Below are 14,773 nucleotides of genomic sequence, written 5' to 3'. Positions count from 1 at the left end.
GCATTTAACCTATATAAAAAATAAGGAAAATTCTCACTTAGATAAAGAGTCCTTTAAAAAGGTAATTGCGTGTTTTCTCATCTCATACAGCTTCGAATTAACCATATCGAAATCAATAGGGGCATTAACCAATTCTGGATTAATTTCGCTTGCATGACTTACAAGTCTATTTTCAAGGTTAAACATACTGAGTAAAGAAGTAAACCGGGCTTTCCCGCGACTTTCATTACCTATTGAAATAAATGGCTTATTAAAAATTATAGAAAAGACGGTACCATGGAAAGAATCAGTGATAACAAAATCCGCATCGTAGAATGAACGGATCCATTCTTCAATTGGCGGATAAGTATATTCAGTATAATCTTTAATCTTGCGAACTTCTTTTTCTGAATATTCAGGATAAGTTGCGAAGAAATCCTTATCAAGTAATTTGCACGTGCTTTGAATGATCTCTTTTTTCTCCTTGCTTTTATCAAGAACATAGTTAAAAACATTCCCACTGCCTTTTGAGGAAACATTCTTAATAAGCTCAATATAGATACTTCTATCGAGCAAAAGTGTAGGATCTAAAACGTGTTGTGGTGAAACACCAAAATGTTCCACACACATTTGTACAGCAGAGTTTTCACGCACAGAAACAGAATGAAACTCTTTTAATAACTTGGAAAACTTGACTGTCTGTTCTTCTGAAAATTCCCAGTCATCTGTGCCAAACGAAGAAGCATAAGCTATTTTCTTAATCTTTTTATTTGCACTTAAAAAATCGAGAAAAAAACTATCGATACGTGGTGAGTATCGAGGTCTCCATGTCTGGTCACTTCCAACAATGATGGCATTGAAGTTCTCTGAAAGAATAATGTTGTTTAACTCATCTACGCTATATATAGCATCTGTATATTTAATGTTCTTACTTATGAATTCATTATGGTACTTTGATATTTGTGTAACATCCTCATCAGAAAAAGAATATATAATCTTACCTCTGATTAATTTTTGCTTTATCCTGGACAGAGTGAGTCGAACAGGGTTAACAACCGGTTTTATTTTACGATAGTTAATTGTTACAGGTTCATGCCCGAACTCGCGTAGAATGTATTGAAGAGCAAATGCCTGAAGCGTGCCACCATAATTAGTATGTAAAGGCTGGGTCAAAATAGCAACTTTCATAAATCACATCCAATTTATTTTAAAATATTTTTTATACTTCCCAATTTATGATTAAGTCTTGTGGCACGTTTTAAAATTAATAAATGAGGTTTCATTTTGGCATTAAAATCATCCACATTACGTACCTTTGTCCATATTTCAAGACTTTGGGCCCTAACTTTCATTCTGAGATATTGAATTATATTAAGCAGCAAGTGTTGTCTGCGAAGAAATCGTTTTCGCTTCCTGGGAACAGGAATTCCTTTTTTTTGAGCTCGATTAATCCTATAAAGCAAACCTTTATGCCGATGGTTAAAACTGCCCTGCTGCGAGGACTTTAATCTTGACAGTTCCAAAACATCTAATTTTAAATCACCTGATTCAATACCTTTTCTAATTATACTTTCAGCCAGTGCACTTCTAGTAATTACAACGCTATTACCTAATCCATCTTTGTTATAAGGTGGTATCCAGGCATCACCAAGTGAAACATCAGCTAGTTCAGTTGTAACGTCATCGCAAAAATCGCATGCATTAGATTTGAAGAGTCCAGTACCCCACATGTCTCCTAGACTTTGCATGTCAACTACATGAATTCTATTATCACGTTCGCCATAACATGAGAACTTATAATCTAACGCAACACTTTTGGAGTTTTTAACTCTGTACTCAACATCTTTATAAGAATCCATACACCCTGAAGATTGGGCTAAAAAATCTGTATAATACTTGCTTTTTAACCCACCACATATTATTCCTATAAGAAAGGGGATTTTTTCTTTCAATCCTGGAGTAAAGTGTTGTTTTAAACGTATAGCCTTAATAAAGCAAGCCACCCCGGAAACAGCTACCTTTCCATGAAGATTATTAAGGCAATCGAATAAAGAAGCCAAAGTTACAGGATAGTAACGTGTTTTTGACATTTCTTTAATTTTATCAGCGTCACTGAAAAGCTGATAAGCGTAACGCCCCTCAAATTCCCGGACAATAAAAAGATAGTCAACATATTTTTGTCTTAATAATTGTTCAAAAATATAGGTCGCCAAACCACCCGATGACGAGGTTTCTCTATGCTCTCTTGAATAACCAGCGTAGAGGGCAGTATATAATCCAATTTGCGAATCAGAATACGCCGGGTTAATTAAAAACTCTTTAGCTAATTGATCCTCATCGAGATGGTTATCTTTTTGAAGACTGAAAGGACAAACTCTTTCCATATTGCTAGCATCAGTGTCCTCATTTATATCCGGTATATAGAACCCTTGGTCATTCCAAATCATCTTAGTGGCTTTATTTTTATCTTCAGAAACACATACTCCACAACCTGTACAAAGATTGTTTTCTACAATTTTTTTTAGCGTCATTTACGCTTACTCCCAATATATTTAACTATTAATTTCTTCTCTTCTTTACTAACAACGAAGATAAAAACAGTTACAAGTGATATTAAGGAATATAAAGCGCTAAAGCATAGCAACTCAATTACTCCTTCATATGGAACATGCATGTTAATATAGTACCCTGAGCCCAAAGAAATTAAAGCAGAGAAGACACAAGGTATCAAAACGCTTTTGTAAAAGCAGGCTGATTTAAAACTTGAAAGAGAAGAAACAAAATAAATCCGAAGAAACATATTCAGCAATGAGGTTGCGATTAGTGGAATAAATGCTGAATAAATAGGAGCGCCTGAACGATAAAGTAAATATGTAACAGGCAAACTAATAAAAACAAAAAAACCAACAACCATCTGATACTTCTTTATTTTCCCGGTAGCCTGAATACCAGTTATTACACTTGAAGAAAAACTATCAATTAGTGCAACAAGAATAATAAACCTGACGAACCCAACAGTATAAACAGGAATATTAACGAGCCAAAGAGACAATAACTGTTTAGTACAAAGCAATACTGGGCAGCTTAGAATGAACAGGAGTGAAAAGGTATACTTAGAGCCGCTATTAATCAAAATATTATATCGATCAATATTTTTTTCAGCGTATGCTTTAAAGATTTGAGGTCTAATCGCAGTGATGAAAGATTGAGTCAATGAATTAATTGCATTTAAAACAGTATTTGATAGTGCATATGCTGCATTTGCTGCTGTTGCAAAGAAAACATTTATAACAACATTGATTCCTTGCGTTCTGCATACATACGCAAAATTACCAAACACATTCCAGAAGGAAAACACTGTAATTTCCTTAATTATTGCAACGTTAATTTTTCCGCCCAAAAAAGAGGCTTTAAATTTAGTGTAACAATAAGCAAGATAAATACAAAAAACTAAAAATGTTGACGTCAGCAACAATAATGAATATATAACCACCTTTTGATAGGGAATAACAACAATCAAAAAAGAAACTGCCAATTTTGAACATGCATCAAAGATAGTCATATAAGCATAGAACGACATTCTTTCATTTGCTAATACTAAAGCATTAAAAGGTGTCTGAAGCACTGATATAAAAATAGAAAATAATGCGACAATATAGAGTTTTTTGGCTACATCTAAAGATGCTGTATCTATGTTTAAAAAGTCATAAATGATATATGTTCTAACCGATAAAAGGAGACTAACTAAACATATACCAGCTAAAAAATAGACTACGATGCTATTCTTCACAGTATCCCGGACACTATCAACATCTCGAAGTCCAAGATTTATTGATATAAATCGTTGAACAGAATCATTCATAGCCGACACAATGAACACAAAAAATGCAACGACGCCATAGATTACACTAAATAAGCCATAGTCTGATACACCAAGTTGATGTAATACAATCCTGGTAGTATAAAACGATATGGCCAACGAAAAAATCGTCCTGGTTGCCAAAAAAAGAGTATTTTTAACGATAAGTTTATTTTTAGACATTTTTATGGTTATCTCTTTTCTCAAAAAAAGCATCCGTGTTACGAATAGCTTTATCATTATTTGACAATGAAAAACCTAAATAACCAAAGATTTTATTTCTTATTTTAGATAAAACTTTCCTTAATAACCCTCCTCCAGGAATAACATTATTTGATTGATTTAAGGCATTATTTGAGTGAGTAATTTCTTGGATATATTTTAAAGATGAAGCACAGCAATATACAGAAGCACCAGAAATTTCGAAAATCTTGCTTAACCAAATATCATCTGTGCGCGGCACTACACTAATGAAATCATCAAGAAATATCAGATCGTCTCTAATATGTGCTTTCGTTAACATACAGCCACCAACACCAGTGACTATGTAACGGTTATCAAGCGTTATATCTCTATTGCAAACATTGAACATATTATAACTCTGCAAACGACCAAATACATTTATCTTTTTTAATCGAACCCTAGAAGCAACAATATATTTAGCCTTATGTTCATTGAAAGACAAAAGCAGAGACTCATACCACTCACGACCATAGATCACATCGTCATCAGCATATGTTAGAATATCATCATCAGTGGCTATTCTCAGTGCAGGAATTATTTTACGATACGGCCCAATATTTTTTACAAAATGAATTCGCAAAATGTCATTAATGTTATTTAACTCATAATACCAGTTCGGAATGTCACGAATTCCTTGATCTGCCATATAAGGCTCTTGAGAGACCCACAGATTAATTGTATCAGGTAAAACACTTTGATGCATTAATGACCATATGGTTGCAGAGCATAAATCGAGGCGGCTATGAGTTGTTGTAATATTGATACTTTTCATATGAGCCTCTTGATTTTTTTGTTAATTAATGATGCGAATATTTCAAAAATAACTGAATGATATTTCCATAAATTATAGTAAAATTTAGGTTGTAACAGCCATATCACTACAATTTTTATATTTTCGAAGCATAAATGAATGAAAGAGAAGATTGACCATCTCTCATATAAGGAGATTGATTTTTTAGAATACAACCTTTTCATATCATCTCTCGACTCTTCAAAAGCTCGAAAGCGTTCTAATATATATTGGCGGCTTTTCTTTGAAGTTGTTAAAGAGCCAGCAGTTCGTTTCTGCAAGTAAAGGATATCTTTTAAGACTTGAATTTTCTCAGAGTGTCCAACCAGTCTCAGAGTAAATATATGATCTTCATGAGCAGCCCTGTCTGTGAAATAAGCATTAGAATTAGCTGCTAATTCACGGCGAAAAACATATGACCAAACAGCTGAAGTCCAATTTTTATTTTCGAACATCATGCAAATAAATTCATCAGGATTACAGTAGAGCTCATCTTTAACAAAAGTTATTTTATCAGATATTTTCATTTCAGGGTCATCTGAAGAAACAATGATCGAGCTAAAATAAATCATATCTGGATTTTTTTGTATACAACTAAAAATATTATTTATGAAATCTTTGCTTATAATGTCATCTGAATCGAGAAAAAATACATATTCTCCGTTTGATAGTTCAAGACCTCTTGATCTAGCTTTGGCTGCACCAGAATTCTCAAAGCTATAAAGATGAAAAAAAACTAAATTTCTTTTTTCAATACTGTCAGAGATTATTTGAGCTGTGTTATCAGTGGAACCATCATTAATAAATAGAACTTCTACAGAAGAGTTTACTTGTTGTTCAAGTAAATCAATAATATTTATAATGTTATTACTACAATTGAAACATGGTATAACTATTGACAATTTCATAAAATGCTCTCGAACTATTTATCGATTAGCTGTTAAAATTAACGTCACCGCATAAATAATTTAATAAGCTCCATCTTTACGTAAGACTACACCAATTGTTTTGAACAGAATTGCAATATCATTCCACATTGACCAATTTTTAACATACCAGGCATCGAGATATACACGAGTCTCATAGTCAACATCACTACGACCACTAACTTGCCATAATCCCGTCATACCTGGTTTACTTAAAAGATAATAATCAACCTCATCAGAATACCTTTCCAGTTCAGCCGTGATTATAGGTCGTGGTCCAACAAGACTCATTTCACCTTTTAAGACATTGAAAAGTTGCGGAAGCTCGTCCAGGCTAGTTTTACGCAAAAACTTACCAATATCAGTAATCCTTGGGTCATCTTTCAATTTAAACGTTTCATTCCACTCTTTATTTGCTTCAGGGTTAGACCTTAACAGGTCTTCTAATACTTCTTTTGAATTAGTTACCATTGAACGAAACTTCAAGCATTTAAAAGAACGCCCTCCCTTTCCGATGCGTTCATGCCCATATATCGCAGGTCCATTATCCTTTTTAACCTTGAGAGCGATATATATTAATAGTGGCGAACTGAGAGTAATTATTGCAAGTGAACCAATGATATCGAATACTCGTTTAATTATCCGTGAAGATATTTTTGCTAAGTTTTGATGAACGCGGAAGATCATTACCTCATGGCTAAAGATGAAGGACATATCTGTACTATCTAGCGGCATGCCACGTAAAGTTGGTATTACAGAAACGTAGCGATAACCATTAATCATAAATACTCTCAACCAATCATTTCTTAACGTACTTTCATGTGATTCCAGCGCAACTATGAATTGAGTTCGCTTATCGAAATTTTCCATAAGCTCTCTAGGGCCAAGCTCTATTATAGAAATATTATCTACATCATTTATTGTTATTTTCTCACGATCACTAGTAATAAAGCTAATTACGCGGAAACCTAAATTCTTCTCACTATCAATAGCTTTCCATGCCTCGATAGCATTATTACCAGATCCGATAATGACAGTTTCGCGGCGCCATAAGCCCATCAAATCTAGACATTTTTTCGATAACATCCGTAGAGATGGTACTAGCAAAAGAACAAATAACCAAGTAAAACTCCAAATATAACGTGAAAAATACCAGTTAGCAAAAGCCATTACAGCTATTTCTATGACAGCAAAAATTACTAATGTTCTTAATATTTCTTTTAGTTCAAACCAAAAAGTTTTTCTATAAAAATAGTGGCGCAGGCGTACCGAGTACCAAGCAACACAGCACCCCCCCAAACAGATATGGAAAGCCATCCAGTCAGTGACGTGAGCGTCAAGAACTAACTTCTCTCCATCTTCTATGAATAACTTTACGGTTTCTATAGCAATATACATAGCTATAGTAAAACCAATGAAATCAGAAAAAGCCAGCGAAATACTGGTCCAAAAGTTTCTAGCCAGACGACTCATAAGTCCTCACCAAACATTATCATTTATTGTTGTAAATGAATTTTGATCCGATTAACCACTCAAAAATAAGTAATTAAATCACAATACAATAAGAAGTAACTGCATCGTTTATTTAAAGCCAACCATGATGAAATACATTAATATGTAATCTTCTTTTTGTCTTGAAATTGTTCCCATTTGATTTCTACAAAATTTTTAATTTCGCTTTGAAAGCGCTGTATAGAGAAACGAAGGGCATTTTCTCGGCAATTTGTAGGCAAAAACTCTTCACTTTTAGCATCAAAAAGTGATACTGCGTCCTTTAAAGAAGTCACATCTTGTTTATCAAAGAATATCCCTGTAGGCTTTTCTACGCCATAAGGGCGGATTGTTTCCAATGCTCCTCCCTTTCCAAAGGCGATAACAGGAGTTCCACACGCCTGAGCCTCAACGGGGGTAATCCCAAAATCTTCTTCTGCAGCAAAAACGAAAGCTTTAGCATTTCTCATGTGTTCTTCCATCACAGAATTAGGCTGATAGCCTAAAATCTCAATATTGCTCGTAGCTTTTGCTTTAATTTTCGACATTTCAGAACCATCACCAACCACAACTAATTTTTTTTCAGGCATGCGGCTGAAAGCTTCTACAATAAGATCCATTTTTTTGTAGGGTACCATTCTTGATGCAGTAAAATAATAATCTTGCTTTTGTTCACATAATGAGAATCGTTCTACATCAACCGGAGGGTAAATTACAACAGCTTTACGTCCATATACTTTATGTATTCGACGTGCGATAAAATGTGAGTTAGCAATGAAATGATCCACACCATTTGCGGTACGGTAGTCCCAAAGTCGTATTCTATGCAGTAGCCATTTAGCAATAATACCTTTCACGCCTTTATCTAAGCCCGCTTCCCGTAAATACTGGTGCTGTAAATCCCAGGCATAGCGAACTGGCGAATGTACATAACATATATGTAATTGGTCAGGACCTGTGATGACACCTTTCGAAACAGCATGGCTACTTGAGATAATAATATCATGCTGAGATACATCAAGTTGCTCGATTGCCATTGGCATGAAAGGCAGGTATTTTTGATATTTAGATTTTGCCTTAGGAAATCGCTGAATATATGTTGTAGTAGCCTTTTTCCCTTTGAAAAACTGGCGATCTTTATCTGATAAAAAATCCACAACAGAATATAGTTCAGATTCAGGATAAATCTCAATAAATTCCTTAATTACTTTTTCAGAGCCAGCATATGTAACTAACCAATCAGCTACTATTCCAACATCTATATTCCGCATACTTAAACCTTTAAATTACTAAAGAACTAATAAAGGATGGATTATATAATTGTCTATCCATCCTGTACAATAGACTATGAACGGAGAATGTTCAGTATTTCATCAGTTTTGCTTTTCATTAGCAGCGTATCATTTTTTGACTCAACGTTAAGTCTTACAACAGGCTCTGTATTAGAACTTCTTAAGTTGAAACGCCAGTCATCAAATTCAAGACTAATACCATCAGTATGATCAATATTGAGAGCTGCAGACTCGAAATTCTCAAGTACCTTACTGATAGCTTTCTGAGGATCAGATAATGAACTGTTAATTTCTCCTGAAGCAGGGTACGCCATCATTCGTTCTTCTACTAAATCATTGAGATTCAATTTTTTTACACATAGCAATTCAGCAACTAACAGCCATGGGATCATGCCGCTATCGCAATAGTAAAAATCCCGGAAATAATGATGAGCACTCATTTCACCACCATAGACAGCATCTTCGAACCTCATTCTCTCTTTGATGAAGGCATGGCCTGTTTTAGACATAACTGGTACGCCGCCAGCATGCTTGACTATATCAATAGTATTCCAACTCAATCTAGGGTCATGAATTATTTTAGCACCATGATTTTTTTCAAGAAAAGCAGCTGCCAACAGCCCAACTATATAATAGCCTTCTATAAATTTTCCTTTATTATCAAAAAGAAAACATCTATCGAAATCACCATCAAATGCAATTCCCATATCAGCCTTTGTAGATAATACGGCATCGGTCGTATCCTGGCGACATTCCGGAAGTAAGGGGTTAGGTATTCCATTAGGAAAATTGCCATCTGGAGTATGATGCACTTTCACAAATTCGATATCGATATTAGCCGCTTTAAACCGTTTCTCAATAGCATCAATAACATGACCAGCTGCCCCATTACCCGAATTAACTACTAAACGCAGAGGCCTGTTAAACTTTTTGAAATCAACAAAACTCAAAAGCTTATCAACGTAATCATTTAAAATGGAAACCTTCTCATATGTTCCTCTCAAAGACTCATCTACTTTTCTGAATTGATTACTTTCTGCTAAAGCCTTAATTTCATGTAATCCAGTATCACCACTAATTGGTTTTGAATTCTCTCGAACCAGTTTCATTCCGTTATAATCCATTGGATTATGGCTAGCCGTGACCTCCACACCACCATCTACATTTAGGAAAGAGGTCGCAAAATAAATTTCTTCAGTACCTGCCAGGCCAATGTCAATAACATTAGTACCAGAATCTCTTAAGCCCCTTGCAAGTGCATTTTTTAAAGATTCACTGGTCAGGCGTACATCCCCGCCAACAACCATGGTTTTAGGTTTTAGAAACTCTCCATAGGCGCGACCTATACGATAGGCAATATCTTCATTCAACTCGTCACCAAGTTTCCCACGAATATCATAAGCTTTAAAACATTTCAAATTTTGTGCCATAATAGTTTCCTTTCAATTAAAAATGGCCGTAATGATCTTTAATTCTAATTATGTCATCTTCAGCAAGATAGGAGCCTGACTCAATTTCTAGCAATTCAAGAGGGATTTTTCCAGGATTAACCAGCATATGGGTTGCACCAACAGGGATGAATGTCGATTGATTTTCAGTAAGCAGAAAAACTTTATCTTCCAAAGTGACTTCTGCTGTGCCCGAAAGTACAACCCAATGCTCAGCCCTATGAAGATGTTTTTGTAAAGAGAATTTACCGCCGGGCTTAACTGTAACTCGATTTACGTGATATCTTGGCTTTTCAACAATTTTATCGTGGCGTCCCCATGGACGATAAGACTCGCGATGTTTTCGATATTCAGTGCGAGACTGTGTTTTTAAGAATTCTACAACTTTTTTCACATCTTGTACTTTCGACTTATTAATAATCAAGACAGCATCTTTAGTATTAACAATAACTAAATTATCAACTCCAACTGCCGCAACGAGAGTATCATCAGTATTAATATAACAATTAGAGCTGTCATGAACGAAAACATCACCATTCAGGGCATTACCATTATTATCATGCTGGTTAACATCCCATAATGCGGACCAAGAGCCCACATCATTCCAGCCCGCATCGAGCGGAATAACAATTGCATCTTCAGTATTTTCCATTACAGCATAATCGATAGATTCATCCGGACAACATGAAAAAGCTTCAGTGTCAACCCTGATAAAATCTTGTATAGAATCATGTTTAAAGCCCGAAATAGCACTCTGACAGGAACTATATATATCTGGCCTATATTTTTCTAATTCGCTTAGATATTTCTTCGCCTTGAATAAAAACATTCCGCTATTCCAGTAATACTCACCTGTTTCAATATATTTTTGAGCTGTAATAGAATCAGGTTTTTCTACAAATCTTTTAACTTTAAAGGCGAAACTGTCATTTTCAATATATTCTCCACGTTGAATGTATCCATAGCCTGTCTCAGGAAACTTAGCAACGATGCCAAATGTAACTAGCCTGCCATTCTCTGCATATGATACAGCATTTTTTACGGCTTTATGGAAGGACTCAATGTTTTCAATAACATGATCAGCAGCCAATACGAGTAATAAAGGATCTTCATCGCCACTATTTATAGCACTTAACGCAGCCAGCGCTACTGCAGGAGCTGTATTTCGCCCAAACGGCTCTAGAATAATATTCTTTGAAAATAGCTCAAGTTGCCGCAATTGTTCTGCTGCAAGAAATCTATGCTGCTCATTACAGATGAGCAAAGGCGGTGCAATGTCTAGCCCCTGTAATCGCAAGATTGTTTCCTGCAGCATCGAATTTTCGCCTGTTAAACGTAGGAACTGTTTCGGATACTGTTCTCTCGACATAGGCCATAAACGACTTCCTGTACCCCCAGCCATAATCACAGGAATAATCATGTAATATCCTCTATTTAATTTATTGATAATAAGAGCCAGAAATAATATTAATGCATTAGATGATTTTAATGATAAAAAGTTGAAATAAAAATTCTATCTCAAACCTTTTATCTCATATGCTGCTTGCTTAGGTGTTAAATCTTGCATAAAAAAGCCAAAGTTATGTTCTTTATTGTTAATATTAGCTCCATCATTGACAAGGTCATACCACCATAATCCTTTTATATAAGGTCTCTTTCTTACACCTTCGGTGTAAGTTTTAATGTAATTTGCAGAATCTGTTAAACTCATCCCACCAGGACCGTTATAATTAGTAACCCCAGTCTCTGTTATATATATATAGACATCTTTCCCTGCTTTTTCCGAAAAATAACGATGAAAGTAATCAATGAATTCTAAATTTCCTTCCGGGGTTCTAAGAGTTCTATTTCCGTTCATGAAGGCGTAAGTATGTAATGATACACCATCAATATAATTCATAATTCCAAGCTGCACTAATTCATCGAACCATTGCCAGTCATTTTTATCGATATATCTCGCGCGCCGGTCTAAAGGATTTAATGATCCAGCAATAATTATTGCATTTGGGTCAACTTTATGGATTGCCTCGCTAACACTCCTAACTAACTTATAATAGACTTGTGCTGATGGGATAGTTTTTCTAAACTTCACCATTCCAGTACCAATTGTCCATTCATTCCATATTTCGTAATATTTAACATTCCCTTTAAATCTTTGGGCAGTCCAGGAAGCATATCTCGAAAAGGCTAGAATTTCTTTATCTGTACTCGGATAACCACCATCATTATGAAACTTATTACCATAATCCAATATTAATATTGGGCTTAGTCCATTCTTTTTTGCATTTAAAAAAGCATAATCTACATTTTTTACATATCTGGATGCTTGATAATTATTGGGTTGTAACTCAACCTTGCTCCAAGGATAGTCATCTCTAAACGAAGTAAACCCATAGCTCTTAAGCAGTTCAATATATACACTTGGAGCTTCTTTGTATGATTGAAAATGAGTTCCAACTCCTAGCTCTAATGCAGAAATTGTTGTTGAAAAACTGCTAATGCAGAGAAGCACACAGTAATAAATAAATTTATATACAGTATCACTCATTTTTACCATCTCACCATTTATTAAAGGAGTTTCTTTAACTCATTATCTATAATCTTTACAGTTTTTTCCCACGAATAGTTAGAAACTTGTTTATAGCCTTTTTGAATGAGTCTTTCCCTTAATTCTATATCATAATAAATACTTTTTATTGCAGCGCTAATATTATGGACGTCTAACGGATCTACTAATAATGCAGCATCACCAGAAACTTCTGGTAAAGATGTTGAATTAGATGTGATGACGGGAGTACCGCAAGCCATAGATTCTATTACAGGTAAACCAAAACCCTCATATAACGAAGGGAATAATAAAGCTATTGCTCCTTTGTAAAGAGAAGCAAGGCTATTATTATCAAGCTTGCCTAAAAATTTAACTTTTTTTGTAAGTCCCAATCTATTGACTGCTTTTACTAGATCTTCCGATTCGCTACCTGTGAATAATATATTAACATCATCCGGTAAGTTTGCATTAAAGAAGGCTTCCAAAGCAACAGCTTCATTTTTATGTTTTTTTCTATTTCCTACAACTAAGAAATATTTTCCTGAATAGTGGCTAACATTATTATTAAACTCTTTTGAAACACCATTACCCACAACGATAATTTTTGAAGAGTCTATTTTTGCCCAATCACAGATTCGACCTTTTGAAAATTCAGATACAGTAAATATCTTAAGAGCTCTTCTACATGCCCTTTTAAGCACAATCTCATAATAGATTTTTTTAAAATGTTAGTATTATGTTCGGTATCTATATGATTTAGATCATGAATGGTAATAATACAACGATTTAGAAATAATAAAGGAGCATTATATCCAGGAGAAAAATATAGCCCCTTATGCCTGAAGAGGTACCATGTTATTTGTAAAACATCAAAAGGATTGCTTGGTTTAGATTTTAAAATTATTTTGGTTAAACCCGGTAGCCTATCATATATTTCACTAGCGAACCGTCCTATACCATGTTCACCAATCCATCGTGAATCAAAGATAATTTTATTTGTTCTTGACATATAAATTTAATTCTCTCTAAGTTTATTATAGACTCTAGCGTTGAATACCATTCCTAATGCAAAACCCATCAATGGATATTCAGGAGTAGTCATGGAAATACCAAAAAGGCAAAGAACTATCAGAGTCATGGATATAAATCTCGATATAGGTGAGTTATCCAGTACAATTGCTTGATAATTTGCCCAAAATAATAATAGTAATGCTAAGATATATCCACCAGTACCAATAATGTATAAATACATACTGTCACCGGGGTTGTATTCACCCATACCTAACTTCGAACCTACACCAATGGTACCTAAACCACCACCGAATATCAGATTCCCGCTATTCATTATTGCATTGACACCGTCAGGCCAAGTAGTTGTCAGGCGAGCATTTAATGAACCTAACAACATGATACTAATTGAGTCATCACTCATTTCAAACGAATAATTAGTTGATAGGATAGTAAAAACGGAAATAAGTATACCCACAAGGAGAGTACCTCTCCAAAGCAACTTCACAGGTAAAGCTTTAACAAATACGTATAATAAAAGAATCAAATGTAATGCAAAGGTTGTTTTTGATATAGTTATTAGTGATACTAAAAGACTTAAAAGAAAGCATATTAATATATGTAGCTTATTTTTTGTTGATGCCACTATATATAGTAATACTATGAATATGTTTGATGATGCTTGTAAAGAACTTTTAAAAAATCCTGCATAGCGTGTATATCCCCCGGTTGTACCTATTTGAGCCGAAGATACATCCATGCCAGCAATTTGATATGAAACATCATACCAAGGGTAATTAACCAGTATATTGAGAAAAACCCCTAAGCATGATAAGTAAAACACAGCATATACAATATTATTTGTTTTACGCTCCTTCACACTTTCAAATATTATCCTTGCAGAATGATAACCGAGAAATATTGGGATAATCCCCCACAAACCAACCAAACTTGCAACTATATTTGAATCTATCAAACTAATAACAAATATATATAACAAGGTAATAACAGCAATAAATCCATTTCTAGTGATCTTTTTACTATATATTATATTAACTATAGAAACGATCTGTGTGACTATAATAAGTAATTTTGGTACTGAAAATAATATCTCCGCCCCGGCCATGTGAAATATCCACCTTAACGGCCCCGCAAAGAATTCGAAGAACAAAAAAAGCAGTAGAGAGAG

Annotated in this window: 12 protein-coding genes; all 12 read right to left on the bottom strand. The window is 34.6% G+C overall.

Translation table 11 applies throughout. The annotated features are described in order from the left end of the window. Positions 1–33: 33 nt before the first annotated feature. A complete protein-coding gene (locus GUC22_RS08595) occupies positions 34–1,167 on the bottom strand; it encodes a polysaccharide pyruvyl transferase family protein (RefSeq protein WP_064410845.1) in 1,134 nt (377 codons plus the stop codon). Between the two features lie 14 nt (positions 1,168–1,181). After that, a complete protein-coding gene (locus tag GUC22_RS08590) occupies positions 1,182–2,510 on the bottom strand; it encodes a Coenzyme F420 hydrogenase/dehydrogenase, beta subunit C-terminal domain (RefSeq protein WP_064410844.1) in 1,329 nt (442 codons plus the stop codon). Further along, positions 2,507–4,021, bottom strand: coding sequence for a lipopolysaccharide biosynthesis protein (locus tag GUC22_RS08585; protein WP_160183481.1), 1,515 nt, complete (start codon positions 4,019–4,021; stop codon positions 2,507–2,509). Before GUC22_RS08585 ends, GUC22_RS08590 begins: the two co-directional genes overlap by 4 nt. Further along, a complete protein-coding gene (locus GUC22_RS08580; protein ID WP_160183480.1) occupies positions 4,014–4,853 on the bottom strand; it encodes a glycosyltransferase in 840 nt (279 codons plus the stop codon). Before GUC22_RS08580 ends, GUC22_RS08585 begins: the two co-directional genes overlap by 8 nt. Beyond that, positions 4,850–5,779: a glycosyltransferase family 2 protein gene (locus GUC22_RS08575; RefSeq protein ID WP_160183479.1), complete on the bottom strand. Its 930-nt coding sequence runs from the start codon at positions 5,777–5,779 to the stop codon at positions 4,850–4,852. Before GUC22_RS08575 ends, GUC22_RS08580 begins: the two co-directional genes overlap by 4 nt. 60 nt (positions 5,780–5,839) lie before the next feature. Beyond that, the gene (gene wbaP, locus GUC22_RS08570) at positions 5,840–7,195 is read right to left on the bottom strand and encodes an undecaprenyl-phosphate galactose phosphotransferase WbaP (RefSeq protein ID WP_101868637.1); all 1,356 of its coding nucleotides are present in this window, start codon (positions 7,193–7,195) and stop codon (positions 5,840–5,842) included. Positions 7,196–7,407: 212 nt separating this feature from the next. Continuing rightward, on the bottom strand, positions 7,408–8,559 hold the full coding sequence (locus GUC22_RS08565) for a glycosyltransferase family 4 protein (protein WP_064410841.1): 1,152 nt from the start codon (positions 8,557–8,559) through the stop codon (positions 7,408–7,410). A 74-nt stretch (positions 8,560–8,633) separates the two neighbouring features. After that, on the bottom strand, positions 8,634–10,010 hold the full coding sequence (cpsG, locus tag GUC22_RS08560; protein WP_160183478.1) for a phosphomannomutase CpsG: 1,377 nt from the start codon (positions 10,008–10,010) through the stop codon (positions 8,634–8,636). Between the two features lie 16 nt (positions 10,011–10,026). Next, positions 10,027–11,448 (bottom strand): mannose-1-phosphate guanylyltransferase/mannose-6-phosphate isomerase, encoded by a 1,422-nt coding sequence (locus GUC22_RS08555; protein ID WP_064410839.1) that lies wholly within the window; start codon positions 11,446–11,448, stop codon positions 10,027–10,029. A gap of 93 nt (positions 11,449–11,541) precedes the next feature. Further along, on the bottom strand, positions 11,542–12,576 hold the full coding sequence (locus GUC22_RS08550; protein WP_160183477.1) for a cellulase family glycosylhydrolase: 1,035 nt from the start codon (positions 12,574–12,576) through the stop codon (positions 11,542–11,544). 20 nt (positions 12,577–12,596) lie between these two features. Further along, on the bottom strand, positions 12,597–13,277 hold the full coding sequence (locus tag GUC22_RS08545; RefSeq protein ID WP_227673670.1) for a glycosyltransferase family 4 protein: 681 nt from the start codon (positions 13,275–13,277) through the stop codon (positions 12,597–12,599). 314 nt (positions 13,278–13,591) lie between these two features. Beyond that, positions 13,592–14,710 carry a hypothetical protein gene (locus GUC22_RS08540; RefSeq protein WP_160183476.1) on the bottom strand — a complete coding sequence of 373 codons (1,119 nt, stop codon included), beginning with the start codon at positions 14,708–14,710 and terminating at the stop codon, positions 13,592–13,594. Positions 14,711–14,773 lie beyond the last annotated feature (63 nt).

It is taken from the genome of Klebsiella sp. MPUS7 (assembly GCF_009905335.1).
Lineage (GTDB): Bacteria > Pseudomonadota > Gammaproteobacteria > Enterobacterales > Enterobacteriaceae > Klebsiella > Klebsiella grimontii.
The sequence above is the reverse complement of the archived record's forward strand: the minus strand, read 5'-3'. Positions and strand labels throughout refer to the sequence as shown.

What these genes read in the sequence shown, in the direction of transcription:
- GUC22_RS08585 (WP_160183481.1), bottom strand. Translation starts at nt 4,021, where the DNA reads ATGTCTAAAAATAAACTTATCGTTAAAAATACTCTTTTTTTGGCAACC.
- GUC22_RS08575 (WP_160183479.1), bottom strand. Translation starts at nt 5,779, where the DNA reads ATGAAATTGTCAATAGTTATACCATGTTTCAATTGTAGTAATAACATT.
- GUC22_RS08540 (WP_160183476.1), bottom strand. Translation starts at nt 14,710, where the DNA reads ATGGCCGGGGCGGAGATATTATTTTCAGTACCAAAATTACTTATTATA.
- GUC22_RS08580 (WP_160183480.1), bottom strand. Translation starts at nt 4,853, where the DNA reads ATGAAAAGTATCAATATTACAACAACTCATAGCCGCCTCGATTTATGC.
- GUC22_RS08595 (WP_064410845.1), bottom strand. Translation starts at nt 1,167, where the DNA reads ATGAAAGTTGCTATTTTGACCCAGCCTTTACATACTAATTATGGTGGC.
- GUC22_RS08565 (WP_064410841.1), bottom strand. Translation starts at nt 8,559, where the DNA reads ATGCGGAATATAGATGTTGGAATAGTAGCTGATTGGTTAGTTACATAT.
- wbaP (WP_101868637.1), bottom strand. Translation starts at nt 7,195, where the DNA reads ATGTATATTGCTATAGAAACCGTAAAGTTATTCATAGAAGATGGAGAG.
- GUC22_RS08550 (WP_160183477.1), bottom strand. Translation starts at nt 12,576, where the DNA reads ATGAGTGATACTGTATATAAATTTATTTATTACTGTGTGCTTCTCTGC.
- GUC22_RS08555 (WP_064410839.1), bottom strand. Translation starts at nt 11,448, where the DNA reads ATGATTATTCCTGTGATTATGGCTGGGGGTACAGGAAGTCGTTTATGG.
- cpsG (WP_160183478.1), bottom strand. Translation starts at nt 10,010, where the DNA reads ATGGCACAAAATTTGAAATGTTTTAAAGCTTATGATATTCGTGGGAAA.
- GUC22_RS08590 (WP_064410844.1), bottom strand. Translation starts at nt 2,510, where the DNA reads ATGACGCTAAAAAAAATTGTAGAAAACAATCTTTGTACAGGTTGTGGA.